The sequence below is a fragment of the Pseudonocardia petroleophila genome, from assembly GCF_014235185.1.
In the GTDB taxonomy this organism is placed as follows: Bacteria; Actinomycetota; Actinomycetes; order Mycobacteriales; family Pseudonocardiaceae; genus Pseudonocardia; species Pseudonocardia petroleophila.
In genome coordinates this window covers 2,921,422-2,946,947 of record NZ_CP060131.1, presented here as the reverse complement: position 1 = coordinate 2,946,947, position 25,526 = coordinate 2,921,422, and the positions used below count along the sequence as shown (strand labels likewise).

The window sequence follows — 25,526 nt, the reverse complement described above, 5'->3', positions numbered from 1 at the left end:
CGGGTCGGCAGCGCCGGGTCAGGCCACCCGGCGCAGCGCGGGGCGCGGGCGGGCGGCGTCGCGGACGATGTCGAGCAGGCGGTTGGCGGTGCGCCGCACGTCCAGCTCGGTCTCGACGTGCCGGCGCGCGCGGGCCCCCATCGCGCGGCGGCGCACCGGGTCGTCGAGCAGGGCGAGCAGCGCGTCGCGCAGCGCCTCGGGCGACCCGTCGGGCAGCACCACCCCGGCGCGGCCGTGCTGCACCATCTCCGGCATCCCGCCGACCCGGCTGACCACCGGCGGCACCCCGTAGGACATGGCCTCCATCACCGCGTTGGGCCACTGGTCGAGCCGGCTGGGCAGGGCGAACAGGTCGCAGCCCGCGATCAGCGGGCCGATCCGCCCGTCGCCGGGACGGATGTCGTCGACGACGGTGACGTTGCGGGCGGGGGCCACCGCGTCGGTGGTGACGAGGACGAGCTCGCAGCGGTCGGCCAGCCACCGGCGGTGCACGTCGAGGAGGTCGTTGCCGCCCTTGCGCTCCAGGGACCGCCCGACGAACAGCAGGCGCGGCAGGCCGCCACGGCGGGTCGCGGTGACCGCCGGGGGCACCGGGACGCCCATCGGCAGCGTCTCGACCCGCGCCGGGTCGATCCCGTAGTCGTCGACGACCGACCGCGCGCACCAGTCGCTGTTGGCCACCACCCGGTGCGCGCCGGCGTAGACGGCGCGCTCGAAGGGCCGCACCGCGCGCGTCGAGAGCGGGGAGAAGCGCGTGGGCTCGCGGGCCGGGTGCATGAGGTTGCTCTGCGCGTTCGTCGAGTCGATCGTGACGACGTAGGGCAGGTGCGCGCGGGCCGACCCGACCAGGGCGGTGTTGTGGGTGTAGAAGTGCACGACGTCGAACCCGGCGTCGAGCCAGGCCGGCATCCGGCGGGCCACCCAGGCCGACTGCGCGAGCTGGTAGCGCGGGGCGCGCAGGTCGGCGTCGACGCGGGACAGGCCGGGCACCGGGGCCGCCGCGACCTTGCGCCAGAAGCCGGGCGGCGGCACGTCGACCACCTGCACCGCGACGTCCGCGCGCTGCGCGGCGACCTCCCGCAGGTGGTGGTGCACGGTGGCGTGCCCGCCGATGTTCTCGTTGACCAGCAGGGCGCGGACCGGCCTCACTGCTCCTCCAGCCAGGCGTTGGCCTCGCCCAGGGCGCCGTAGGCGGGCTTCTCGCTGCCGTCGACGTGCAGCAGCCCGAACTCGTTCTCGTACGGCGTCCAGTCGTCGCGGTCGCGCATCGTGAACCAGAACGCGTGGGTGACGTAGGGGTTGTCGCGCTGCACCTGCTCCACGGCCTGGCGCAGGTAGGCGGCCTGCGTGGGCTCGTCGACCCCGGGGCGGTCGCCGGAGTCGGCGGTGGTCCAGCCGAACTCGGTGAACCAGATCGGCACGTCGGCGTCGCCGTTCTCGACCATGACGTGCCGCACCGACGGCAGCGAGGTCAGCCGGTAGATCCGCTCGGTCGGGGGCGCGTCGGGAGGCGCGTCGGCCGGGTTCTGGTACGGGTGCACGGCGAGGGCGTCGAAGTAGCCCCGGGCCCCGGCCGCGTACATGCGGGCGATCCAGTCGGCGTTGGTGCCGCTGATCCCGCCGCTGACCACCGTGGCGTCCGGGTCGCCCGCCTTGATCCCGCGGTACCCGGCCTGCAGCGTCGGCACGAACTCCTCCGGCGACCCGTCCGGGCAGCCGCCGATGCAGTCCGGCTCGTTCCAGATCTCCCAGGCGGCGACCTGCCCGCGGTAGCGCTCGGCCAGGTAGCGGGTGACGCGCTCGTACTCCGACGGGTCCGGGGGGAGGCTGTCGTAGCTGGTGCCGCCCGCCCACGTCGGGGTGCAGCCGACGGCGACCAGCAGCTGCAGCCCGCGCGCCGCGGCGCCGGCGACGGTCGCGTCGAGGCGGCTCTGGTACCACTCGGAGACCACCCCGCGTCCGCGCTCCTCGAGCGTGCACCACCCCATGTCGACGCGCAGCCACGGCGAGCCGGAGTCGCGGGCGCGGTCGAGCAGCTCGTCGAGGAACTCCCAGTCCCGCCACATGCTGAACACGGTGACGCCGAGCTGCAGCGACTCCTGCCGCTCACCGCGTTCGAGCGCCATGACCGCCGGCTCCGGGTTGGGGTCCTGCACCCGGGCGGCGGTGATCGCGAACAGGGCGACGACCGCCACGAGAGCCGTCGCCCCGACGCCCCACCGGGTCCGCGTGCTCACGTGGCGGAGCCGACCAGCACCGGCTCGGCGGGGGCGGGACGGCGGGCCAGCACCGCCGTCCCGAGCAGCACGGCCAGCGCGACCAGCAGCAGGACGGCCTGCCCGAGCGCGGGCTCGAGCCCACCGGGGACCAGCGGCAGCCGGAACCCGGGCAGCAGGCCGCTCAGCACCAGCGGGACGAGCGCGGCCAGCGCGGCGGTGCGGACCGGGCCGCGCCGCTCCCGGAGCACCTCGACGACGGTGAGCATCAGCACGGGGAACAGGAGCAGCACGTCGTAGCCGCAGTGCGGCACGACCAGCAGGCCGGTGACCATCGCGGTGGTGGCCCCCAGCCCGGCGCGGCCGCGGGCCCGCAGCGCCAGCGCCGCGGCCAGCCCGGCGCCGAGCACGAGCACCGCCAGCAGCGGCCCGGCGACGTCGGGCAGGCCGAGCCGGTGCGCGGTGGACATGACGTCGATCCACGGGTTCCCGGTGGTGTAGCGCTGGTCGTAGCGCGAGTGCCGGCCCGCGACGGCGGCGGGCAGCGCCAGCACCCACGCGACGACGGAGCCCCCGGCGATCCAGGTGGCGACGCCGAGGCTGAGGACGGCGGTGATCCCGACGCCCCACAGCAGCGCTCGGTACTGCCGCGCGGCGATCGCCGCGACGGCCAGCTGGATCCCGGTCTGCGGCTTCGCGAACGCGAGCGCCGACAGCACCGCCCGACCGGCCGGTGAGATCCCGACGGCGGTGACGGTGGCGGCCGCGGCGACGGCGGCGGCCGGGCCCCAGACGGCGCTCGGCTGGCCGAGCCCCAGCGCGATCGAGGTGGGCCGCCAGACCCACACCGCGAGCACGCCCGCGGCCGCAGCGGCGACCCCGGCCGTCCGCGAGGCGGAGGGACGCGCGTGGCGCAGCACGGCGAACCCGGTCCAGGCGCCCATCGCGGCGAGCGCGAGCCCGCCGAGGACCGACCAGGCGAGCGTGCCGGTCTCCCAGCTCAGGGCCCCGAAGCCGAGCGCGAGCAGCAGGTGCGACGGGGTGTAGGGGCTGTAGCCCTGCGTCCCGGGGTGCCGGGCGAGGAAGTCGGCGTCGATGTAGGGGTCGTGACCGGCGAGCAGGTCGCCGGTGGGCAGCCACACCGCGTCGCGGAAGTCGCTGAGCAGCAGGGTCGGGTACGGCAGGACCGCGTCGACGTCCATCCGGCCCAGCCAGGTGACGGCGACGTAGCGGGCGGTGAGCAGGGCGGCGGCGACCACCAGGACGGTGGCGAGGACCCGGGACCGGGTCACCGGGCCACCGCCGCGGTCGCCCGCGTGCGCCCGATCCCGGCCGCCCGCAGCCGGGCCACGTGCTCCCCCGTGCCGACGACGTCGAACCGGGCCCGCAGCGACGCGAGCACGTGCCCGAGCAGCTCGGCCTTCTCCCGGCCGGGCACCGCCATGCCGGGGAAGAACTCCATGCCGGGGGCCTCCGCGGCGTCGAGGACGTCGGTGGGGTGCAGCAGCAGCGACGGCTGCACGCCGCGCACCCGGCACAGCCGCAGCGCCGTGGCGAGGTAGGTGCGGGCGAGCCGCGGCGAGGCTTGGTGCAGCTGCAGCAGGTAGGAGCCGTGGATCGGGAGCCGGGTCAGCGGCATCGTGGTGACCGGCAGCTCGACGAGGTCGCCGGCGTCGGCCCAGCGGTAGGGGTGCACCGGCGCCCGGACGTCGGAGAACGGGCCGAAGAGCTCGCCGCGGTCCTCCTTCGGCGTGCCGCGGTAGTGGTAGGCGCGGGCCAGCGGGCCGATCCAGGTGGGCAGCGTCGTGGCGTCGTAGACGTAGCCCCGGCGGTGCAGCAGGGCGAGCAGTTCCGGGGTGATGCTGTAGCCGGGGCCGCGGAAACCGACGGGCCGCGGGGCGCCCGCGGCGACGATCGCGTCCTCGGTGCGGGCGAGCTCGGCCTCCAGCGCCTCGGCGGTGTAGCGGTGCAGCCACGGCTCGTGGCCGAAGCTGTGGTTGGCGACCTCGTGTCCGGCCGCGGCGATCTCCGCGACGGCCTTGGCCCCGTCCTCGCGCTCGGCGTCGGCACCGACGACGAAGACCGTGGTGGTCAGCCGGTGCTCGCCGAGCAGCTCCAGCAGCCGCGGCACGGCCGTCGGCAGGAAGCTGGGGCGGGCCTCCCAGGCGGGGTCGCCGTGGGTCTTGAGGTAGGCCCAGAGGTTGTCCAGGTCCAGGGAGACGCTGGCCGTGGGGCGGCTCATGCCGGCACCCCCACCGCGACCGGCTCCCGGGTCGACCGGCCCACCACGGCCATCGCGACCACCGCGGCGACGACGAGCGTCAGCCCCGCGGCGACCCACCAGCCGCCGCCCGCGGCGATCTGGTCACCGAGCACGGTGACGCCCAGCACCGAGGCGAGGACGACGGTGGTGGCGTCCATCGACGCGGCCGCGACGGTGGTGGACGCGCGCTGCAGCGCGGCGGCGAGCAGCGCCTGCCCGACCAGCGCGGACGCGACCATCAGCCAGGCCAGCGGCTGCAGCGGCAGCTCCAGCAGCGGCCCGGCGGCCAGCGGGCGCCCGCACAGCGCGAGCACCGCGAACGCGACGCCGGCCAGCGCCCCCATCGCCACGGCCCCGGGTGCTCCGGCGATCCGGGCGGCGGGGAAGGCCAGCGCGACGACGGCGAGCAGCGCACCGAGCAGCCCGAACCCGAGCTCGGGCGGCATCGGCGCGGCCACGGACGACTCCGCGGCGCCGACGAGCAGCAGCAGGCCGACGGCGAGCACCCCGAGCGCCGCGATCTCGCGCCCGCTGACCCTCCAGCCGAGCACCACCAGCCCGATCACCGCCGCCAGCCCGACGGCCGAGGACGACCCGGCCTGCACGATGTAGAGCGGCAGCGTGGCGCGGGCCAGGAAGGCGCAGCCGAACGCGAGCACCTGCGAGCCGAACCCGAACAGGTAGACGCGGTCGGTCGCCAGCCGCACGAGGATGCCGGGATCGACCGCGTCCCGCTGCTCGGTGCGCCGCGCGGCGACGGTCTGGGCGACGATCCCCACCGCCGCCGCGAGCGCCGAGAGCACGAGGAGCACGTAGCCCCCGGCCTCCCCGAAGACGTCCGGCACGGGCTGGTCCCTCCTGCAGTGCGGGGCGGGTCGGAGCAGACCCGTTCGTCCGTTCAGTCGCGTTCCGCGCGTCGGCCGTTAACGCGCGTGACGCAGGCCATACACCCCTACGACCTGCGGTTACTCAGCGCATCGAGGCGTACACGACGATGTTGTCGCGGTAGGACTTCGCGGCCCGGTCGAAGCTGCCCCCGCAGGTGATGAGCCGGAGCTGGGGGTCGGCGGTCGGGCCGTAGACGCGCTCGGTCGGGAACCCGTCCTTGGGGTACTGCTCGACGGCGTCGACGACGAACCGCACGGTGCTGCCGTCGGCCCGCGGGACGAGGATCTCCGCTCCGGGCGTCAGCTCGCGGATGCGGAAGAACACCGCGGGGCCGCGCCAGGAGTCGACGTGGCCGACGAGCACGGCGGGCCCGGGGTCACCGGGAGCGGCGCCGCCGGTGTACCAGCCGACGTTCGCAAAGTCCTCCGGGGCCTGCAGCCGCCCGTCGCCGGCGATGCCGAGGTCGTCGAGCGCCGGCACCGCGAGCCCGATGGCCGGGACCGTCAGCCCCGTCGGGCGCGCGGCCGGGGCGGGCTGGTCGACCCGCACGACCCGGGCCGCCGACGCCAGCGGCACCGCGGGCGCCGTCGCCTCCTCCTCGGCCGCGCCGAAGAGGTCGAACGGCCCGAGCAGCGGCACGCAGATCAGCACGGCAGCCGCCGTGGCCCGCAGCGGGGCCCGGGACGGCTGCTGCTCGCCCGGGTCCCGGTGCGCCGGGACGGGCCGCTCGGTCGTCGGCGCGCTCACGGGTCAGTTCCGGCGCAGGCGCAGGGGGGAACCGGAGACGCCGAAGACCAGCAGCAGCGCGCCGGCCAGGCCGAGCAGCACCGGGGCCGGGTCGGGCCCGCCCGCCGTGGCCCCGCCGCCCGCGGGCACGCCGCCCTGCGGCAGCGCCGGGCCGGTCTGCGGCTCGGCCTCGGCCGGGGCCTGCTCCTCGCCGGGCGCGGCGACCGGGGGGCCGCTGAGCTCGGGCAGGCCGGGCAGCGCCGGGGCGAGCCCGCCCGCGACGTCGACGAGCGGGGTGACGGTCAGCGCGCCCGCCTCGTCCCGGGTGAGGACGACGGTGCTCACCGAGCCGTCGGTGACGTCCAGGGTGGCCTGGAGGGTCTCCGCACCGGAGGCGATGGCGACGTCCCACGCGCGCGCGCCGACGGTGGCGTAGTCGGTGACCGAGCCGTAGGCGAGGTCGGTGGCCAGCCGGGGACCGCCCGCGGCCTGCATCTCGACCGGGGCCGAGCCCTCCGCGCCCTGGATGATCCGCACCTTGCCGGAGCCGCTCGGGGCGACGGCGAGGTCGTCGGTGAGCAGCTGGCCCTGCACGGTGCCGCCGGCGCCGGTGTCGAAGAACAGCAGCGACTGCGCCGAGCCCGGCGTGACCTCGAGGGCGGCGCTCAGCGGTGCCGCGGTGTCGGCCGACGCGCCCGCGGGGCGCATCTCGACGGTCCAGCGCCCGGCCGCGAGCTGCTGGTAGCCGGTGACGGCGCCGTAGCCCGCACCCTTCACCAGCGGCGTGCGGGAGGGCGCCTCACCGGGGGGCGTGAGGTAGACGTCGACGGCCGGGGTCGTCGGCGAGAGGTGTCCGAGGCGGACCTGCCCGGTCTCCGGGGCCTGCGCCCAGGCGGGCGAGCCGAGGAGGAGTGCGGCGAGCCCGAGCAGCACCAGCCCGGCGAGCCCACTGGCCCGGCGCGCACGGCGGAGGGCGCTCCTGTGCTGACCCATGTGGTTCTCCATCGTTCGAGGTTTGCCGGGACGTTCGCACGTACCCACCGTGACGGTTTGCCCTTGTCGATCACGACATCGTCACGGATCGGTGGCCTGTTACGACTTTCGGCGCAGCGTAGTGGGCCGATTGCTCACTGTGCGATGTGGACGGCGAAGTCGGCCGGCCGGTCGCCGAGGCCGAGCAGCCACGCGATCGCCGCGGCGCTGCGCTGCGCTGCGAGCCCGTCGCCGAAGGGGTTGCCGGTGACCGGCCGGACGTGGTCTCCGGCGAGGACGCCCTTGGCCGCGGCGACGATCCGGGCGGTGTCGGTGCCGACGAGCTGGGCCCAGCCCGCGTCGACGGCCTCCATCCGCTCGGTGACCTCCCGCAGCACCACGACCGGCACCCCGAACGACGGCGCCTCCTCCTGGATGCCGCCGGAGTCGCTGAGCACCAGCGCGGACCGGGCGAGCAGGCGGCACAGCTCCGGGTAGGGCAGCGGGTCGGTGACGACGACCCGCGGGTGGTCGCCGAGTGCCGCGTCGACCTGCGCGCGGACCGCCGGGTTGGCGTGGGCCGGGAGCACGCAGACGAGGTCGGGATGGTCATCGACGACCTGGCGGGTGGCGGCGAGCACGCGGTCCAGCGGCGCACCCCAGGACTCGCGGCGGTGCGCGGTGACCAGCAGCAGGCGCGACCGCCCCGAGGCGACGGCCTCGTGCACCGCCGCGAGCTCGGCGGGCACGGGCGTGCCGTCCACGGCCGCGGCCACCGCCAGCACGGCGTCGACGACGGTGTTGCCCACCAGCAGCACCCGCTCGGTGCCCGCCCCGACGGCCGCGGCCTCGGCGCGCAGCGCGTCGGCGGCCCGGGCGGTCGGGGCGAGGTGCAGGTCGGCGAACACGCCGAGCAGCCGCCGGTTGGCCTCCTCGGGGAACGGCGCCGCCAGGTCCCCGGAGCGCAGCCCGGCCTCCAGGTGGACGACCGGCACCCGTCGCCACATCGCCACCAGCCCGCCGACCAGCGCGGACGTCGTGTCGCCCTGCACGACGACGGCCGCCGACCCCGCGGCGAGCACGGCGTCGAGTGCGGGGGTCAGCTGGGCCACCAGCTCGGCCTGCTCCCCCGTGGTCCGGTGCAGCGCGCAGACGACGTCGGGCTCGAGCCCGAACGCGGCGAGGGCCTGCGCCACCATCGTCGGGTGCTGCCCGGTGGCGACGAGCACCGGCTCCAGCACCCCGGCCCGCCGCAGGGCGAGGGCCAGCGGCGCCATCTTCACCGCCTCCGGACGCGTACCGATCACGAGGTGGACGCGGGGAGCGTCGGGCATGGCGGACCTCCGGTGGCGGGGACGATCACTGGTCAGGTCGCCGCGACCGCCCCGAACGTTTCCGCCGACCGGGGTGACGACCACTACCCCGTCCAGCCGCACCCCCCGCCGCCCCCCGGCGAGTTTGCCGCAACCACCCGGCGAGTTTGCCGCTCTGCCCGGCGAGTTTGCCGGGGGCGCCCGGCGAGTTTGCCGGGGGCGCCCGGCGAGTTGGCCGCAAGCCCAGCGAGTTGGCTGTAGGCGCCCGGTAAGTTGGCTGTAGGCGCGCAGCGAGCTGAACAGCACGGGCTTCACGCCGTTGACCTTCGCGAACACCTTGCGGATCGGCTCCAGGAGTTCAGTGTTTGCCGCAGGAGCTCCGTGAGTCGACTGCGACAGCCCGCCGAGTCTGCCGCTCTACCCGGCGAGTTTGCGGGGGCGCCCGGCGAGTTGGCCGGGGGCGCCCGGCGAGTGGCGCTGCTCGGCCGGGAAGGGCGGGTGGAACGCACTGCCCCGGTTCGAGGCGTTCCCGCTCAGGCCTCGACGGGTGCCGCCTGCGGAGTACGGGCGGATGAGGTGCGCCGGGCAGGCTGAGTCGGCCGGCAGCCGGTCCTGGAGGTGGTGCGGTCTACTGCAGGCCAGGACGCCAACCGGTCGGGCACGGGGTCGATCCGGGCGGTGGGGGTCGCGGTTCGGGACCACCGGACGTCTCGCCCGACCCGGCCGAGCCCCCGAGCCCGGGTCGGGCACGTCGGTCGGGGACGGCCGCCCACCCCACCACGTCATCCGGTACTTCACCCCAGACGACCCACATCTGACCGGCAGCAGTGCACCACGCTGAAGAATGGCGGACAGACCGCCGTTCGAAGCGGCCAGCCATGCGCCGAACGGTCCCTGAGCTGCGACAATCCACCCACGATCGAACGCATGTTCTAGTACAATCAGGTCATGGCCGGCGACACCCTCCGCGACGCGCACCAGCACCTCGCTGCCGCACTCGACGACCTCGCCGCCGCCACCACCCACGCCTCCGAGAACGACCTCATCTCCCTACTGACCCTCTGCAAAGGCGTGCACCGGCGGGTCGAGGCGATCTCCAGCGCAGCCGTCGCCGTCCTCGACGACCGGGGCACGTTCCTGTCCCGCGGCTACCCCTCCACCGCCGCCGCGGTGTCAGACCTGCTGTCCTGGGACCACCGCCACGCCCGGTCCTTCACCGCCGCCGCCACCGACGTCCACGCCCGCACCACCCTCAGCGGGGAACAGCTCCCGGCCCGGATGCCCGCCACCGCCGCCGCCCTCGACGAGGGAGTGATCGGGTGGCGGCATGTGGAGGTCATCCACCGTGTGCTGGGCACCCGGGCTGCGGAACGGCTCAGCACTGCGGAGTGGACCGGCGCAGAGGCGCAGCTCGCCGAGTACGCCCAGCAGGCCAAGCCCGGACAACTGCTCAGCTTCGGCACCCTGCTGATCGACCGACTGGACCAGGACGGGCCCGAACCCGACGACACCCCGCCCCCGGTCAACGAGCTCCGACTGACCCGGCACCGCCGCGGCGCCGGTGGGTCGATCAAGGGCCGGTACGAAGACCCCATGCTCTACGACGCCATCGCCGCGGTCATCGACGCCAAGGCCAAACCGCTCACCGCCGACGACGACCGAACCGCGGCCCAGCGACAGGCCGAAGCACTCGCCGACGTCTGCGGGTACGTCCTCGACCACAGCGACGACCTCCCCGAGACCGGCGGCCGACGACCCCACCTCACCGTGACCATCCGACTCGAAGACCTCGAGGACCGAGCACGCAGGGCGATGCTCGAGTTCGGCGGCACCATCACCCCCGCCACCCTCCGCACCCTGGCCTGCGACGCCGGCGTCATCCCCATCGTCATGAACGGCGACAGCCAACCCCTCGACGTCGGCCGCGAGAAGCGCACCCTCCCCGACGGACTCCGCAAAGCCATCACCGCCCGCGACCGCGGATGCGCCCACCCCGGATGCGACCGACCACCCTCCTGGTGCGACGTCCACCACGTCGACCACTGGGGGCACGAAGGACCCACGGAGCTCAACAACCTGGTCATGCTGTGCAAAGCGCACCACCGCCAGATCCACCACTCGGACTGGACCGTCCGGATCCGCGACGGGCTACCGGAGTTCGTCCCACCCCGATGGATCGACCCCACCCAGACCCCCAGACGGAAGATCAGCTGGCCGGCACCTCGACAGCCGAGCGGATCGGCACGCGACACGCTCCCACGGAGGTGAGCCGCATCGCCGGCGGAACGTCGGGGCACCGCGGTCCGCGCCCGGACCTGTGGACGAGCCACCGACCGGCGAGTCTGCGTCCCGGCGGACCGGCACGGACGAACGCCCGACCGCGACGCGCACGACCCCGGGTCAGAGGGTGATCGCGCCCAGCGCCGCGCGCACGTCCGCCACGAGGTCGTCCGAGTCCTCGCACCCTGCGGAGAAGCGCAGCAGGCCCGGTGCCACCGCGTCGCCCCAGCGGGCGCGACGGTCGGCGGTGCTGCGCAGTCCGCCGAAGCTGGTGGCCGAGCCGACCAGCCGCGACGCCCCGAGGAACTCCGCCACCGCACGCTCGGAGGCCAGGGTGAACCGCAGCACCCCGTTCCACCGGCGCATCTGCCGGGCCGCGACGGCGTGCGCGGGGTCGCCCGGGTGCCCCGGCCACCGGACGTCGGTGACGGCGGGGTGGGCGAGCAGGGCGTCGACGACGGCCCGCGCGTTGCCGGCCTGGCGCTCCAGCCGCAGGTCGAGGGTGCCGAGCCCGCGGTGGGCCAGCCAGGTCTCCATCGGTCCCGGGACGGCGCCGCCGCGCGAGCGCGCCTCGCGCAGGGCGGCGGCGAGGGCGGGGTCGCGGGTGCTGACGTGGCCGAGCACGACGTCGCCGTGCCCGGCGAGCGCCTTCGTGTCGCTGGCGACCACCAGGTCGGCACCGAGGTCGAGCGGGCGCTGCCCGAGCGGCGTCGCCGTCGTGTTGTCGACGGCGAGCAGCGCGCCCGCGGCGTGGGCGACCTCCGCCGCGGCGACGACGTCGGCGACGTCGAGCCCCGGGTTCGACGGCGTCTCGACGAGGACCAGCGCCGCCCCGTCGAGGGTCGGCCACGGACCGGCGGTGGGCACCTCCCGAACCTCGACGCCGAGCGGGGCCAGCTCGGCGCGGGCGAGCGAGCGGGCGAGGTAGTAGCCGTCCGACGGCAGGACGAGCGCGCCGTCGGCGGCGCGCAGCCGCAGCACCGCCCCGACCGCCGCCATCCCGGACGCGAAGAGCACGCACTCGCCGCCGTCGAGGTCGCCGATCGCCGACTCCAGCGCCCGCCACGTCGGGTTGCCCGCGCGGCCGTAGAAGTCGGGGGGCAGGACGTCGCCGGTGCCGAGGTCGAACGTCGACGACAGGACCGGCCCGGGGTGCAGCGGCTCCCCCTCCCCGACGGGCGGGTGGCCGCCGTGCACGCACCGCGTCCCGTCCCCGTTCACCACCGCACCCTACGGCGCGGCTACTCCGGCCGCGGCGCCCGGCTGATCAGCTCCTTGCCCATCTCCGCGGCCGACAGGCCCTCGTGGCACACGCGGCGCACGGCGTCGGCGATCGGCAGCTCCACCCCGTGCCGCGCCCCCAGCTCGCAGATCGAGGAGCACGACTTCACGCCCTCCGCGACCTGCCCGTGGTTGGCTTCCTCGGCCTGCGCGAGCGACTCCCCGCGCCCCAGCCTTTCCCCGAACGTGCGGTTGCGCGAGAGCGGGGAGGAGCAGGTCGCGACCAGGTCACCCAGCCCGGCGAGCCCCGCGAACGTCATCGGGTCGGCCCCGAGGGCGCCGCCGAGCCGGGCGATCTCGGCCAGCCCGCGGGTGATCAGCGACGCGCGCGTGTTGTCGCCGAACCCCATGCCCGCGGCCATGCCGGTGGCCAGCGCGATCACGTTCTTGCCCGCCCCGCCCAGCTCACACCCCACGACGTCGGTGTTGGTGTAGGAGCGGAAGTACCCGGTGGTGCAGGCGTGCTGCAGGGCGACGGCGCGGTCGTGGTCGGAGCAGGCGATCACCGTGGCGGTGGGCTCCTCCGCGGCGATCTCGCGGGCCAGGTTCGGCCCGGACACCACGGCGACCTGGTCGGGCGTGACGCCCGCGACCTCCACCACCACCTCGCTCATGCGCTTGAGCGTGCCCAGCTCGACGCCCTTCGCCAGGCTGACGAGCGTGACCCCCCTCGGGAGCAGCTCCCGCCAGCCGCCGAGGTTGGCGCGCAGCGTCTGCGACGGCACCGCGAGCACCACCGCGTCGACGCCGTCCAGGGCGGTGGCGGCGTTCGTGGTGGCCGTGAGCAGCCCCGGCAGCTCGACGCCGGGCAGGTAGTCGGGGTTGACGTGCCGCTCGTTGACGGCGGCGGCCACCTCCGGGCGGCGGGCCCACAGCGACACCTCGCGCCCGGCGTCGGCCAGGACCTTCGCGAACGCGGTGCCCCACGACCCGGCCCCGAGCACGGCGACCCGGCGCACCTCGGGGCTCACGAGGCCCGCTTGAAGAAGGTGGTCGGTGCGGGCTCCCCGCGCACCTCGGCGAGCAGGTCGCGGACCCGCACCATCAGCAGGTCGGTGACCTCGCGGAGCAGGGCGGCGTCGACCGGCCGCCCGCGGTACGCGGTGAGGTCCACGGGCTCGCCGCAGCGCACCGTGATCGGCCCGCGGGGCAGCGGCCGGAACTTCTTGTTGTAACCGTCGAGCACGCGATGGGTGCCCCAGTGGACCATCGGCACCACCGGCACGTCCGACGTCAGCGCGAGGCGGGCCACGCCGGTGCGGGCGTGCATCGGCCAGGTGTCCGGGTCCCTGGTGATGGTGCCCTCCGGGTAGATGATCACGATCTTGCCCTCGCGCAGTGCTGCGGTGCCGTCGCGCAGGCTCTGCTGGGCGTCGGCCGACTCGCGGTAGACCGGGATCTGGCCGCTGCCGGCCAGCGCCCGGCCGAGCACCGGCGTGCTCCACAGGCTGTGCTTGGCCAGGAACCGCGGCACCCGCCCGGAGCGCTCGACGATCAACCCGGAGAAGATCGGGTCGAGGTGCGAGATGTGGTTGGCCACGATCAGGGCGCCGCCGGTGGCGGGGATGTGCTCCCGGCCCTCGTACCGGCCCCGGCCGGTCAGCCAGCCGATCGGGTAGAAGAAGACCGCGCAGAACGCGATCCAGAAGCCGCGCTTCTCACGCCTCACCCGGGGTCCTCCTCACGACGCACTCGGTCGATCCTGGCCGAAGTGTCCCCGTTGACCGGCCCGGCGGTCCACCTGGCCCCGATCGTGGCGATCTTTTTCGCGGGGCCACGCAACCTCCCCCGGGACGAGGCGTCATGAGAGGTGAGGACGTTGTACGGCAGTACCCGGCTAGGACGAAGGACAGTGATGACGGCCGCTATGCAGACCGCCACGGTGCACCACCTGAACGGGCATTCCGACCTGCACGGATCCGTGCCGATGGTCCCGACGCTGCGGCTCGTGGAGAACCCCGCGCCCGCCCCCGTCGACGCCCCGCTGGTCCCCGGCCGTGCCGCCCGCGGGTTCGTCGGGATCGCGAAGATCGTGGTGGACGTCACCGCCACCGCGCTGCTGCTGCTCCTCGTCGCGCCCGTGCTGCTCGTCGTGGCCCTCGCCGTGAAGCTCGACGGCGGCCCCGTGTTCTTCCTCCAGACCCGCATCGGCCGCGACGGCCGCGCGTTCCGCATGGTCAAGTTCCGCTCGATGATCGTCGACGCGGAGACGCACCGCGCCCTGCTCGCCGCCGACGACGAGGGCGCCGGCCCGCTGTTCAAGATGCGCCGCGACCCGCGGATCACCCGCGTCGGCGGCCTGCTGCGCCGCTACTCGATCGACGAGCTCCCCCAGCTGTTCAACGTCCTCAACGGCTCGATGTCGCTCATCGGCCCGCGCCCCCCGCTCCCGCAGGAGGCCGAGACCTACACCGCCGAGGAGCGCCGCCGCCTGTCGGTGCGCCCGGGCATGACCGGCCTGTGGCAGGTCAGCGGCCGCAGCGACCTGTCGTGGGACGAGTCGATCGCCCTCGACCTGCGCTACGTCGACGAGTGGAACCTCCGCCTGGAGCTGCAGATCGTCGCCGGCACCGCCCGCGCCGTCCTCGGTGGCCGCGGCGCCTACTGACCCACCCCGCCCGCCGCGGTGCGACGATGGGCCCGTGGATCTGGTGGTGCCGGTCAAGCGGCTGACCGAGGCGAAGACCCGGCTCCGGGGTGCCGCCGGTGACGATCCCGCCGCCCACGCCCGGCTGACCCTCGCGCTGGCCCACGACACCGTGGCCGCCGCCCGCGACGCCCGGCTCGTCGACCGGCTGCTCGTCGTCAGCTCCGACCCGGTGGTGGCCGCCGCGCTGGCCGCGCTCGGGATCGAGGTCGTCCCCGACGGCCCCGTCCCCGGCCTCAACGCCGCCTACGCCCACGGCGCCGCGCTGCTGCGCGCCCGGCGGCCCGACGGCGCGGTGGGCGCCCTGCAGGCCGATCTGCCCGCCCTGCGCCCCGCCGAGCTCGACGCCGCGATCACCGCCGCGGCCGGGCACGCGCGGGCGTTCTGCGCCGACGCCGACGGCACCGGCACCACGCTGCTGCTCGCCGCCCCCGGCACCGACCTCGATCCCCGCTTCGGCGTGGGCTCCGCGGCCGGGCACGCGCTGTCGGGCGCGGTCGCGCTCGACGGCGACTGGCCCGGCCTGCGGCGCGACGTCGACACCCCCGAGGACCTCGGCGCGGCCGCCGACGTCGGGCTCGGCGCGCACACCCGCGCCGTCCTGGTGCCGTGCTCGCCCCACTGACCCCGGTGGTCGAGTTCACCCGGATGACGGTGCAGCACTGGCGTCACACCCGTCCCGGTGGGGAACAATGCCGGTGTGGGTGAAGACGTGAACGGCTCAGCGGTCCCGGAACCGGCGTCGGGCGGCCGCCGCAAGGCCGGGAAGGGTGCGCGCCGATCCCCACGGCCGTCGACGCGGCGGGTGCACGCCGCCGCCCGGCCGGTGAACGGCACCACGACCACCGCCGACGCCCGGCCCGAGATCCCGACCCAGCCCGGCCCGACGGCCGCCGCCACCGGGGCCCGCACCGACTCCGCGGGCGCCGCGGCCGTGCCCGTCAGCCCGCCGGCCCGCACCCCGGCCCCGCACTCGGGCCTGCCCGACGACCGGTACCTCAACCGCGAGCTGTCCTGGCTCGACTTCAACGCCCGCGTGCTCGCGCTCGCCGAGGACACCAGCCAGCCGCTGCTCGAGCGCGCCAAGTTCCTGGCGATCTTCGCGAGCAACCTCGACGAGTTCTACATGGTCCGCGTCGCCGGGCTGAAGCGCCGCGACGACACCGGCCTCGCCGTCCGCAGCGCCGACGGCCTGTCCCCCACCACGCAGCTGTCCCGCATCGCCACCCGCAGCCAGGCGATCTCCGAGGCGCACGCGCGGGTGTTCCTCGACCACGTCCGCCCCGAGCTGGCCGCGGAGGGCGTCAACATCCTGCGCTGGAGCGACCTGTCCGACGACCAGCGCGTCCGGCTCAGCGCGTACTTCTCCGCGCAGGTCTTCCCGGTGCTGACGCCGCTGGCCGTCGACCCGGCGCACCCGTTCCCCTACATCTCCGGGCTCTCGCTCAACCTCGCGGTCACCGTCCGCGACCCGGAGGGCCGCACCGAGCGGTTCGCGCGCGTCAAGGTGCCCAACAACGTGCCGCGGCTGGTGCAGGTGGCCACCGAGGACGACACGATCACGTTCCTGCCCATCGAGGACCTCATCTCCGCGCACCTGGGCGACCTGTTCATGGGGATGGAGGTCGCCGAGGTCCACCCGTTCCGCGTCACCCGCAACGCCGACGTCGAGGTCGAGGAGGACCGCGACGAGGACCTGCTGCAGAGCCTCGAGCGCGAGCTCGCGCGGCGCCGCTTCGGGCCGCCGGTGCGCCTCGAGGTCACCGACACCATGAGCGAGCACGTCCTGGAGCTGCTGCTGCGCGAGCTCGACGTGCACCCCGGCGACGTCGTCACGGTGCCGGGCCTGCTCGACCTCACCGCGCTGTGGGCCGTGCACGCCGTCGACCGGCCCGACCTCAAGGACGACCCGTTCGTCCCCGCGACGCACCCCGCGTTCGCCGAGCGCGAGACGCCGCGCAGCATCTTCGCCACCCTGCGCGAGGGCGACGTGCTGGTGCACCACCCCTACGACTCGTTCTCCACGTCGGTGCAGCGGTTCATCGAGCAGGCCGCGGCCGACCCGCACGTGCTGGCGATCAAGCAGACGCTCTACCGGACCTCCGGCGACTCCCCGATCGTCGACGCGCTGGTCGACGCCGCCGCGGCCGGCAAGCAGGTCGTCGCGCTGGTGGAGATCAAGGCGCGGTTCGACGAGCAGGCCAACATCCGCTGGGCACGCGAGCTGGAGAAGGCGGGCGTGCACGTCGTCTACGGGCTCGTCGGGCTCAAGACGCACTGCAAGACCTCGCTGGTGGTGCGGCAGGAGGGCGAGTCGATCCGCCGCTACTGCCACATCGGCACCGGCAACTACCACCCCAAGACGGCGCGCCTGTACGAGGACGTCGGCGTGCTCACCGCCGACCCGACGATCGGCGCCGACCTCACCGACCTGTTCAACTCCCTCACCGGCTACTCGCGCCAGACCTCCTACCGGTCGCTGCTCGTCGCGCCCTACGGCGTGCGGCGCGGCATCGTGCGGCGCATCGAGGACGAGATCGACGCGCACCGCTCCGGCGACACGACGGCGCGGGTCCGGATCAAGGTCAACTCGCTGGTCGACGAGCAGGTCATCGACGCGCTGTACCGGGCGTCGCAGGCGGGCGTGCCCGTCGACGTGGTCGTGCGCGGCATCTGCGCGCTGCGCCCCGGCCGCGCGGGCCTGAGCGAGAACATCTCCGTCCGCTCGATCCTGGGGCGGTTCCTGGAGCACAGCCGGGTCTTCCACTTCGGCTCGGCGCAGGAGTACTGGATCGGCAGCGCCGACATGATGCACCGCAACCTCGACCGCCGCGTCGAGGTGCTGCTCCGTGTGGCCGACCCGAAGCTGGCCGCGCAGCTCGGCGACATGCTCGACGGCTGCATGGACCCGGCCACCCGCTGCTGGACGCTGCAGGACGACGGGCGCTGGGAGCCCTCGCCGCCGCTCGACTCCGGGGTCTCGCCGGTGCGCGACCACCAGGCGGAGATGATGCTGCGCCACGCCGTGATCGCCGAAGCGGAATGATCCTCGCCGCAGGTGCCGTGCTCTGGCGGCGGACCGCCTCCGGCGTGGAGCTGGCGGTGGTCCACCGTCCCCGCTACGACGACTGGTCGCTGCCCAAGGGCAAGCTCGACCGCGGCGAGTCGATGCCCGCCGCCGCCGTCCGCGAGGTGGCCGAGGAGACCGGCTTCCGCGCCCGGCTCGGCCCCCGGCTGTGCGACATCCACTACGAGGTGCCGGAGGGCCCCAAGACCGTGCGGTTCTGGGCGGCCGAGGCGTGCGCGGGGGCGTTCGAGGCGAACGAGGAGACCGACGAGCTGCGCTGGTGCTCCCCGGAGCAGGCCGCGCGCCTGCTGTCCTACCGCCGCGACCTCGACGTACTGGCCCGCTTCGTCGACATCGGCGTCCCCGACTCGCTGGTGCTCCTCGTCCGCCACGCCAAGGCCGGCAACCGCGCCCAGTGGGACGGCCACGACGACGACCGCCCGCTGTCGGGCACCGGCCACGAGCAGGCCCGCCACCTCGCCGACCTGCTCCCCCTCTACGGCCCCGACCGCGTCGCCTCCGCCCCGCCCGTCCGCTGCCGCGCGACGGTGGCGCCGCTGGGGATGCCGGTCGACGACGAGCCGCTGCTCGGCGAGGAGGGCTACTGGGCCGACCCCGCCGCCGGCCTCGCCCGCTTCCACGAGCTCGCCGCCCGGCCCGGCGTCACGGTGATCTGCAGCCAGGGCGGCGTGATCCCCGACGTCGTCGGCACCCTGACCGGCGCCGACGACGTGCCGTCCCGCAAGGCCAGCACCTGGGTGCTGGGCTTCACGAAGGGCGAGCTGACGTCGTCGGACCACTACGCCCGCCCCACCGGCTAGACCCCACCGGGCCACTCTCGCCACTCGCGGCGCGCGAGGTGCCCACGCACCTCGGCGATGTAGGCCAGTGCGGACGGGTCGCGCCATTGTCCCGAGTAGTGCGCGCCCACACAGCCCCACAGGTCTCCGCGGCTGCCGTGCTCACCGAAGAGATACCCCTCGAAGCAGGCACGGCGCAGGCCGAGGGACCAGTCCACGTTGAACGCGGTGCTGGCCGCGGACCAGGGAAAGGTGCCGGTCCAGACCGTCGACTTGATCTGCAGCAGCCCGTGGCTCGCCCCGCCGTCCCCCCGTGCCGACTGGTGCCACGCGCTCTCCTGGACCGCCTGGGCCCGGGTGACGTCGGGATCGAAGCCCCACTTGCACGACGCCCACCGGATGATCTCGTCGGTCGTCCCGGTGAACCGGCCGGTGACCCGGCTGCGCAGGACCTCCGCACGTGGCTCGGCCCAGCTCCGGGAATCGACGGGCCCGGGCGGGACGTGGTGGTTCGGGACCCGGTTGTCCGGCCGGGGCTCCCAGGGATCTCGGCCGATCGCGCGCGCACAGTCGTCCCCCGCCGGCAGCGCGGCGCCCGGTGGCTCGTCGACCGCCCGCGCCACGGCAGCGACGGCGGGAACCGGCTCACGCACCACCCCGCCCGGCTGGCACGCCAGCATCAGGCCGATCACCAGTCCGAGCGCACAACGGGCCAGCACGGATGACCTCCACGTCGGATCCCGGCACGGCATTCGCCCGCCGTCCGGCGGGGTGATGCCTCCCTGTGCCCGGAATCGTGCCAGCGCGGCTCCGGATGCCGGGTGATCTCGTCCGTCCGTGGTGCGGGTTGACCCGTTCGTGGTGACGGGCGCAGAACGTAACGACCTCTGCCGAACGTCCGATGAACGCAGGACTCACCTGGACCTCACGTACGACGATCTCCACGATGGGAGCCCGATGGCAGCCGGTACGACCTACGTCGCCGTCGTCGGTTACGGGTACTGGGGGTCCAAGCACGTTCGCGTGCTGAGCAGCCTCCCCGACGTCGCCGTCACCGTGGTCGACGAGAACGACCACCGCCTCGCCGAGGCGGCCGGCCACTACCCCGCCGCCCGGCTCGCCACCTCCCTCGACGCGGTGCTGGACGACGTCGACGCGGTGGTCGTCGCCACGCCCCCTTCCGCGCACACGCACGTCGCGGTGGCGGCACTCGAGGCCGGCCGGCACACCCTCGTCGAGAAGCCGCTCGCCACCTCCGTCGCCGATGCCGAACTCCTCGTGGAGACGTCCGCGTCGCGGCAGGCGACCCTCATGGTCGGGCACACCTTCGAGTACAACGCCGCCGTCCGCACGCTGAAGGGCATCGTGCGGTCCGGCACCCTGGGCCGGATCCTGCACATCGACACGGCGCGACTGAGCCTGGGGCGCTACCAGAGCGACGTCAACGTGATCTGGGATCTCGCGCCGCACGACATCTCGATCGTGTCGTACCTGTTCGACGAGATGCCGAGCGCGACCAGCGTGTGGGCGCAGTGCAACATCGGCTCCCGCCACGCCGACGTCGCCCACGTGCGCCTCCAGTTCGAGCGCGCGAACACCCACGCGGTCGTCCACGTGAGCTGGCTCAACCCGAACAAGGTCCGTCGCGTCACCATCGTCGGGGAACGGAAGATGGCCGTCTACGACGACATGTCGGACAACGAACGCATCCGGATCTACGACATCGGTGTCGACCCGGCCGAGATCGACGACCCCGCCTCGGCCCATGCGATGCCGATGACCTACCGCTTCGGCGACATCACCTCGCCCTACATCCCGTTCGACGAACCACTGAGGGTGCAGGACCAGCACTTCGTCGACTGCGTGCGGAACGGATCGACGCCGAACACGCCGGGACGACGCGGCCTCGACATCGTGCGGGTGCTCAGCGCCACCGACGTGGCGCGGGACAGCGGCGGAACCGTCCGCATCGGCGAGCGGGTGGCGTCGTGACCGGCCGCGGACCGATCCCCTTCCTGGACCTCGACGGCGTCAACACCCCCCTCCGCGGCGATCTCGATGTCGCGTGGAAGTCCGTGCTGGGCCACGGCCACTTCGTCGGCGGCCCCGAGGTCGCCGCGTTCGAGGCCGACTTCGCCCGCTACTGCGGCAGCGGGCACTGCGTCGGAGTCGCGAACGGCACCGACGCGCTCGAGCTGATCCTCACCGCCCTCGGGATCGGGGCGGGGGACGAGGTGATCGTCCCGGCCAACACGTTCGTCGCCACGGCGGAGGCGGTGTGCACGGTCGGTGCCCGTCCCCGGTTCGTCGACGTGCGGCCCGACACGCTGCTCGTCGACGCCGACGCGGTCGCCGACGCGATCGGACCCCGCACCGCCGCGGTCGTCGCCGTGCACCTGTACGGGCAGATGGTCGACATCGACCGGCTGGCCGAGGTGACCGGGCGTCACGGCGTCGCGTTGATCGAGGACGCCGCGCAGGCACACGGGGCCCGGTTCGCCGGCCGCCGGGCCGGCAGCGTCGGTGTGGCTGCGGCGTTCAGCTTCTATCCCGGCAAGAACCTGGGCGCGTTCGGTGACGGCGGAGCCGTCGTCTCCGATGACGCCGCGCTGGCCGCCCGCGTCCGACTGCTCGCCAATCACGGGCGCAGCGTCACCGACCGACACGTCCACGAGGCCTCGGGGCGCAACAGCAGGCTGGACTCCCTCCAGGCCGCGGTGCTGGGGATCAAGCTTCCCGGCCTCGACGACGACAACGTCCGCAGGCGGCGGGCGATGGAGCGCTACCGGGAGCACCTCCCCGCCGATTGCGTGCCGGTCGCCCAGCACCCGCTCGCGGAGTCCGTGCACCATCTCGGGGTCGTGCGGGTGCCCGATCGGGCGGCGGCCACCACCGCACTCGACGCCCACGGCGTCGGTTGGGGCATCCACTACCCGGTCCCGTGCCACCTGCAGCCCGCGTTCGCCGACTTCGCCACCTCGGCCTGCCCGGTGGCCGAGGATGCGGCCGGGACCATCCTCTCGCTCCCGATGTACCCCACGCTCGAGATCGACCGGGTCGACCGCGTCTGCGCCGTACTGGGGGAGCGTGAACATGCCTGCCGGTGACCGTCCGACGTTCGGCCGTGTCGAGGACACGGCGGCCATCGACATCCCCACGGGCGCACCCGACCCGCGATCCGTCCGCGCCACCAACGGAGGTCAGCGCGTGTCGACGGACGACGACAGGGCACCGACGCCCCCGGACCGCACGCGGCCGACCCGGCGTGTGTGGACGACGTTCGCCCTGTTCACCGTGGTGCTCGTCGTCGCGGCGACCAGCGCCGGGTACGGCATCGGTGCGTTGCTCCCGACCCGCTACGCGGCACACGCGGACGTCCTCTACGCACTGACCCGTGAGCAGCCGACCGGCTTCCTGCGCGAGGACCGCAACCTGAGCACCCAGCTGGTGCTGCTGACCAGCCGCACCGTCCTCGGTCCGGTGGCGTCCCAGACCGGGGTCCCCGTCGAGGACCTCGCCGAGGCGTTGACGACCACGGTCGTCGAGGAGAGCGAGGTCATCCAGATCGAGTTCCGGGACACCGACCCGGAGGTCGCCACCCGGATACTCGACGCCATCGTCACGCAGTACCTCGCCGTGTCGAACAACGACGCGCGGGCGGACGTCCGCGGGTACATCGAGGGGCAGCTCACGGAGGTGCTCGACCGCATCGCCCAGGCCCGGACCGACGCCGACCGCCAGGACGAGCTGGCACCGCTCGTCGCCCGGGAACAGCAGCTGCGCACGCAGCTCGACGAGATCGCGCTCAGCGACCTCGCCGGTCCCGGGGCACGGGTGCTGGTCCCGCCGTACGCCGAGGTCGACCCGGTGAGCACCGGCCCGCTCGTCACCGCGGCCACCGGCGGGCTCACCGCACTCCTGGTCGCGGCGCTCGCCCTCGCCGTCATGGTTCGGCGACAGATCCGCCGCTGAGGGGGCCGGGTCATCAGCACCTCGCTTCGCCCTCCCGGCCGGGCGCACCCCGGTCGGGCGGGTCGCCACCGCGCAGTCCGCCGGGTCGCCCGGACCGGCACCGCCGTTGTCGGACCGGGCCCGTCCACTGCCCGAAGTTCGGCGACCGTCGCGATCTGGACCCTGATCAGTCGGATCACCGGGCTGCTGCGGGTGGTCGTGGTCGGCGCCGTGCTCGGACCCACCTTCCTCGCCAACACGTTCCTGGCCACCAACACGGTCCCGGCCCTGATCTACTCGATCGTCGCGGGGCCGGTGCTGGCGCTGGTGGTCGTGCCCGCCGTCGTCGGCTCGCTGGCCGAGCGGGGAGTGGGTGCGAGCGCGCTGCTCCTGCGCAGACTCAGCGGGCTGCTGGTCACCACGTCCGCCGCGCTGGCCCTGCTCCTCGTGCTGGCCTCGCCGGTACTGGCCTGGTCCCTCACGCTGGGGGTCTCGGCGGAGCCGGAACGCGCCGAGTCGCTGCGACTCACGCAGATCATGCTGGTGTTCGTCGCACCGCAGGTGGTGCTCTACACGGTCGCGGCGCTCGGCGCGGCGGCCCAGCAGGCCCGGAAGCGGTTCGCGCTCGCCGCCGCGGCCCCGGCACTGGAGAACATCGGGCTGATGATCACCATGGCCGTCGCCGCGGCCGTCCACGGGGCCGGTCTCGACGTCGGGGAGGCCCCCACCGGGCTGGTCGTCCTGCTCGGTACCGGCGCCACGCTCTCGGTCGCGGCGCACGCGGCCGCGCAGGTCATCGGGACCGCCCGCGTCGGCCTCTCGATACGCCCCGCCCGCGGATGGCGTTCCGACCCCGCGGCCGGGCAGGCGGCGCAGCGCCTGCGGCGGTCGATCGCGGTGGCGGCCCTCCCGTCCGGCGCCTTCTACGTCCTGCTCGCCCTGTCGGCGACGGTGCGTGGCGGTGTGCTCGTGCTCCAGATGGCCTACGCCGTCTACAGCGTGCCCTCCGCACTCGGCGCCAGGGCCGTCACGACCGCGGCCCTGCCGGGGCTGTCCGGGGCGGCCAAGGCGGGTGACGACGTCGGCTACGCCGCGGCGTGGCGCCAGGCACTGTCCTACGGCCTCACGGTCGGGGTGCCCGCGCTGTGCGTCCTCGTGGGATTCGCCGGACTCGTCGCGGACGTGCTGGCCAACGGTGAGCTCCGCACGCCGGAGCTGATCCCGACGCTCGCCGCCTGCATCGCGGTGCTCGGGGTCGCCCAGCTGGCCGCCGGGGTCCACGAGATCGGCCGGCAGGCCCTCTTCGCCCGGTTGGACGTCACCGGCCCGCGGCTGGCCGGGGTCGTCGGCTTCGTCTCGACGGTGCTGGCCGGATCGGCCTGCCTCCTCCTCCCGGCCGGCCCGCCGAGGTTGGTCGCACTGTGCGGAGCTGTCCTGCTGGCCGACGCCGCCGCGGCCGCGACCGCGACCGTGCTGATCGGCCGGGCCATCCGGCCGGCAGCCCTGGTGGATCTCGCAGGTGCGGCCGCGACCGGGGCCGGCGCCGTCGTGATCCTTCCGGTGATCTGCGCGGGCGTGGTGCTGACCGGGACCGGCGAGGGCGGACGCCTGCTGGATCTTGCCGTCGCGGTGCCGTTGACCGCGCTGGCCGGGGCGCTGTTCGTGTTGGCGTCGACGGCCGTGGGCAGCCGGTTGCGGGGTGCGTCGTGAGCACGCCGCCGCTCGTCCCGCGCGGCCCGTCCACGGTGCTCGGCCGCCGATCGGTGTGGGCTCCGGCCGCCGTGCTGCTCGCGGCCCTGCTGGCCGGGCTCGTCGGAGCGTTCGGCGGCGTCGTCGCCGTCGGGGCCGTGGGGGCGGTCGTGCTCCTGGCCGTCACCGCATTCCGTCCGGCCGCCGCGGTGTACGTCTACATGGCGGCTCTGCCGTTCCTGTCCGGCATCGAGCGCGACCAGCTCATCCCGTTCGTCCGGCCCAACGAGGCCCTCCTGGTGCTGGTGCTGGCCGGCGCGCTGGCCGGCGGCTACGGGCGGCTGGTCCGGGGCGGGTCGTCCGGAGTGCGGCAGAGCGCGCTGGACGTTCCGCTGTTTGTCTTCGTGCTGCTGTCGACGCTCTGGCCCGTGGTCTCCTTGCTGCTGCGCGGGCTGGTCCCGACCGGGACGGAACTGACCGCGCTGCTGCCGATCTGCAAGCTGGCGGGGCTGTTCCTGCTCGTGCGGCTCGCGGTGCGGACGGACCGCGACCTGCTCCGGCTGGCACGGGTGGTCACATGGCCGGCTGCGGTCGTCGCGCTGATCGCCGTGCTGCAGACGGCGGGTTTCCCCCCGGTCATCGACCTGCTGTCCACGCTGTGGACCGGCGGCGGCGACCCGGCGTACCTCACCGAACGGGGCACCACGACCTTTGCCTCGTCCATCGCGACCGGAGACTACGTCGTGCTGGCCCTGGCGCTGCTGACGTCGCTGGTCGTCCGGGACTTGATCGGGAGTGTCGAACGGACCGTCCTGGGCCTGCTGCTCGCCGCCGGGGTGCTCGCCGCGGGCCAGTTCTCCACCTGGGCGTCCGCGGTGGTGGTGGCGGTCGTGCTGCTACGGGAGAACCCGGCGCTGCGCCGGACCGTGGTGCGGCTGCTCCCCCTCGCCGCCGTCGCCCTCGTCGTCGGACTGCCGGCGTTCGTGTTGCGGCTGTCCCAGTTCGGCGACGGGTTCGGCGTGCCGCGCAGCTGGCTCGGCCGCTGGGACAACCTCGTGAGCTTCTATCTCCCCCGGCTGCTCGACGGCAACGTGCTGCTCGGCATCTCCCCCGACTCGGTCCTGCCGGCGCCCGAGACGTGGCGTGAGGTGATCTACCTCGAGTACGGCTACCTGCAGTTGCTGTGGGTCGGTGGTCTCCCACTGCTCGCGGCGTTCGGCTGGCTCTCGGTCGTGGTCCTGCGCGAGTCAGGCGAGCAGTCCTGCCGGCCGGACGTCACGGGCGCCTATGCGTCGACGCTGGTGGCGGCCTGGTGGATGGTCCTGCTGCTCTCCGTGATCGACATCCACCTGGTACTCCGCGGCACGGGTGAACTGCTCTTCCTCTTCATGGCCATCATCAGCGGGAGGGTCGATGCCCGAACACCGTCGTGA

The 25,526-nt window shown here is 74.5% G+C and carries 21 protein-coding genes and 1 pseudogene; 10 read left to right on the top strand and 12 right to left on the bottom strand.

Annotated elements, in window-relative coordinates; genetic code table 11:
* Positions 1–18 precede the first annotated feature (18 nt).
* The 8 genes from H6H00_RS14820 to wecB form a co-directional block, all read right to left on the bottom strand.
* Positions 19–1,149, bottom strand: a complete 1,131-nt coding sequence (locus tag H6H00_RS14820; RefSeq protein WP_185721821.1) for a glycosyltransferase family 4 protein — start codon at positions 1,147–1,149, stop codon at positions 19–21.
* Positions 1,146–2,237, bottom strand: a complete 1,092-nt coding sequence (locus tag H6H00_RS14815; RefSeq protein WP_185721820.1) for a cellulase family glycosylhydrolase — start codon at positions 2,235–2,237, stop codon at positions 1,146–1,148. Before H6H00_RS14815 ends, H6H00_RS14820 begins: the two co-directional genes overlap by 4 nt.
* Complete coding sequence (locus H6H00_RS14810; protein WP_185721819.1) at positions 2,234–3,508, bottom strand: glycosyltransferase 87 family protein; 1,275 nt, start codon at positions 3,506–3,508, stop codon at positions 2,234–2,236. The genes H6H00_RS14815 and H6H00_RS14810 overlap by 4 nt, the downstream gene beginning before the upstream one ends.
* A complete protein-coding gene (locus H6H00_RS14805) occupies positions 3,505–4,458 on the bottom strand; it encodes a polysaccharide deacetylase family protein (RefSeq protein WP_185721818.1) in 954 nt (317 codons plus the stop codon). The genes H6H00_RS14810 and H6H00_RS14805 overlap by 4 nt, the downstream gene beginning before the upstream one ends.
* A complete protein-coding gene (locus H6H00_RS14800) occupies positions 4,455–5,324 on the bottom strand; it encodes a hypothetical protein (protein ID WP_255425759.1) in 870 nt (289 codons plus the stop codon). Before H6H00_RS14800 ends, H6H00_RS14805 begins: the two co-directional genes overlap by 4 nt.
* Positions 5,325–5,448: 124 nt before the next feature.
* A complete protein-coding gene (locus H6H00_RS14795; protein WP_255425758.1) occupies positions 5,449–6,114 on the bottom strand; it encodes a class F sortase in 666 nt (221 codons plus the stop codon).
* Positions 6,115–6,117: 3 nt separating this feature from the next.
* Positions 6,118–7,086: a DUF4397 domain-containing protein gene (locus H6H00_RS14790; protein WP_185721817.1), complete on the bottom strand. Its 969-nt coding sequence runs from the start codon at positions 7,084–7,086 to the stop codon at positions 6,118–6,120.
* Between the two features lie 134 nt (positions 7,087–7,220).
* A complete protein-coding gene (wecB, locus tag H6H00_RS14785) occupies positions 7,221–8,399 on the bottom strand; it encodes a non-hydrolyzing UDP-N-acetylglucosamine 2-epimerase (protein ID WP_185721816.1) in 1,179 nt (392 codons plus the stop codon).
* A 927-nt stretch (positions 8,400–9,326) separates the two neighbouring features.
* On the opposite strand from wecB, the gene H6H00_RS14780 reads away from it, so the two are divergent.
* Positions 9,327–10,646 carry an HNH endonuclease signature motif containing protein gene (locus H6H00_RS14780; protein ID WP_185721815.1) on the top strand — a complete coding sequence of 440 codons (1,320 nt, stop codon included), beginning with the start codon at positions 9,327–9,329 and terminating at the stop codon, positions 10,644–10,646.
* A gap of 132 nt (positions 10,647–10,778) precedes the next feature.
* Here H6H00_RS14780 and H6H00_RS14775 read toward each other — a convergent pair whose 3' ends face one another.
* From H6H00_RS14775 to H6H00_RS14765, 3 genes are read right to left on the bottom strand one after another with little or no spacing between them, the layout of a single operon-like run.
* Positions 10,779–11,879 (bottom strand): cystathionine gamma-lyase, encoded by a 1,101-nt coding sequence (locus H6H00_RS14775; RefSeq protein ID WP_185721814.1) that lies wholly within the window; start codon positions 11,877–11,879, stop codon positions 10,779–10,781.
* A gap of 20 nt (positions 11,880–11,899) precedes the next feature.
* Positions 11,900–12,910 carry an NAD(P)H-dependent glycerol-3-phosphate dehydrogenase gene (locus H6H00_RS14770; RefSeq protein WP_255425757.1) on the bottom strand — a complete coding sequence of 337 codons (1,011 nt, stop codon included), beginning with the start codon at positions 12,908–12,910 and terminating at the stop codon, positions 11,900–11,902.
* Positions 12,907–13,608: a lysophospholipid acyltransferase family protein gene (locus H6H00_RS14765; RefSeq protein ID WP_185721813.1), complete on the bottom strand. Its 702-nt coding sequence runs from the start codon at positions 13,606–13,608 to the stop codon at positions 12,907–12,909. Before H6H00_RS14765 ends, H6H00_RS14770 begins: the two co-directional genes overlap by 4 nt.
* A 351-nt stretch (positions 13,609–13,959) precedes the next feature.
* On the opposite strand from H6H00_RS14765, the pseudogene H6H00_RS14760 reads away from it, so the two are divergent.
* The 4 genes and pseudogenes from H6H00_RS14760 to H6H00_RS14745 all read left to right on the top strand — a co-directional run.
* Positions 13,960–14,547, top strand: a pseudogene (locus H6H00_RS14760) (sugar transferase); the annotation flags it as partial.
* Between the two features lie 34 nt (positions 14,548–14,581).
* The gene (gene cofC / locus H6H00_RS14755) at positions 14,582–15,211 is read left to right on the top strand and encodes a 2-phospho-L-lactate guanylyltransferase (RefSeq protein ID WP_185721811.1); all 630 of its coding nucleotides are present in this window, start codon (positions 14,582–14,584) and stop codon (positions 15,209–15,211) included.
* Between the two features lie 87 nt (positions 15,212–15,298).
* Positions 15,299–17,632 carry an RNA degradosome polyphosphate kinase gene (locus H6H00_RS14750; RefSeq protein ID WP_255425756.1) on the top strand — a complete coding sequence of 778 codons (2,334 nt, stop codon included), beginning with the start codon at positions 15,299–15,301 and terminating at the stop codon, positions 17,630–17,632.
* Positions 17,629–18,474 carry an NUDIX hydrolase gene (locus H6H00_RS14745; protein ID WP_185721810.1) on the top strand — a complete coding sequence of 282 codons (846 nt, stop codon included), beginning with the start codon at positions 17,629–17,631 and terminating at the stop codon, positions 18,472–18,474. The genes H6H00_RS14750 and H6H00_RS14745 overlap by 4 nt, the downstream gene beginning before the upstream one ends.
* Here H6H00_RS14745 and H6H00_RS14740 read toward each other — a convergent pair.
* Entirely contained in the window at positions 18,471–19,172 is a 702-nt protein-coding gene (locus tag H6H00_RS14740; protein ID WP_185721809.1) for a hypothetical protein, read from the bottom strand. The genes H6H00_RS14745 and H6H00_RS14740 overlap by 4 nt on opposite strands.
* Before the next feature lie 238 nt (positions 19,173–19,410).
* On the opposite strand from H6H00_RS14740, the gene H6H00_RS14735 reads away from it, so the two are divergent.
* The 5 genes from H6H00_RS14735 (at position 19,411) to H6H00_RS14715 (ending at position 25,526) form a co-directional block, all read left to right on the top strand.
* On the top strand, positions 19,411–20,445 hold the full coding sequence (locus H6H00_RS14735; RefSeq protein WP_185721808.1) for a Gfo/Idh/MocA family protein: 1,035 nt from the start codon (positions 19,411–19,413) through the stop codon (positions 20,443–20,445).
* Positions 20,442–21,560, top strand: coding sequence for a DegT/DnrJ/EryC1/StrS family aminotransferase (locus H6H00_RS14730; RefSeq protein ID WP_255425755.1), 1,119 nt, complete (start codon positions 20,442–20,444; stop codon positions 21,558–21,560). Before H6H00_RS14735 ends, H6H00_RS14730 begins: the two co-directional genes overlap by 4 nt.
* A gap of 100 nt (positions 21,561–21,660) precedes the next feature.
* The gene (locus H6H00_RS14725) at positions 21,661–22,425 is read left to right on the top strand and encodes a GumC domain-containing protein (protein ID WP_185721807.1); all 765 of its coding nucleotides are present in this window, start codon (positions 21,661–21,663) and stop codon (positions 22,423–22,425) included.
* A 210-nt stretch (positions 22,426–22,635) separates the two neighbouring features.
* Entirely contained in the window at positions 22,636–24,114 is a 1,479-nt protein-coding gene (locus H6H00_RS14720) for a lipid II flippase MurJ (RefSeq protein WP_185721806.1), read from the top strand.
* Complete coding sequence (locus H6H00_RS14715; protein WP_185721805.1) at positions 24,111–25,526, top strand: hypothetical protein; 1,416 nt, start codon at positions 24,111–24,113, stop codon at positions 25,524–25,526. Before H6H00_RS14720 ends, H6H00_RS14715 begins: the two co-directional genes overlap by 4 nt.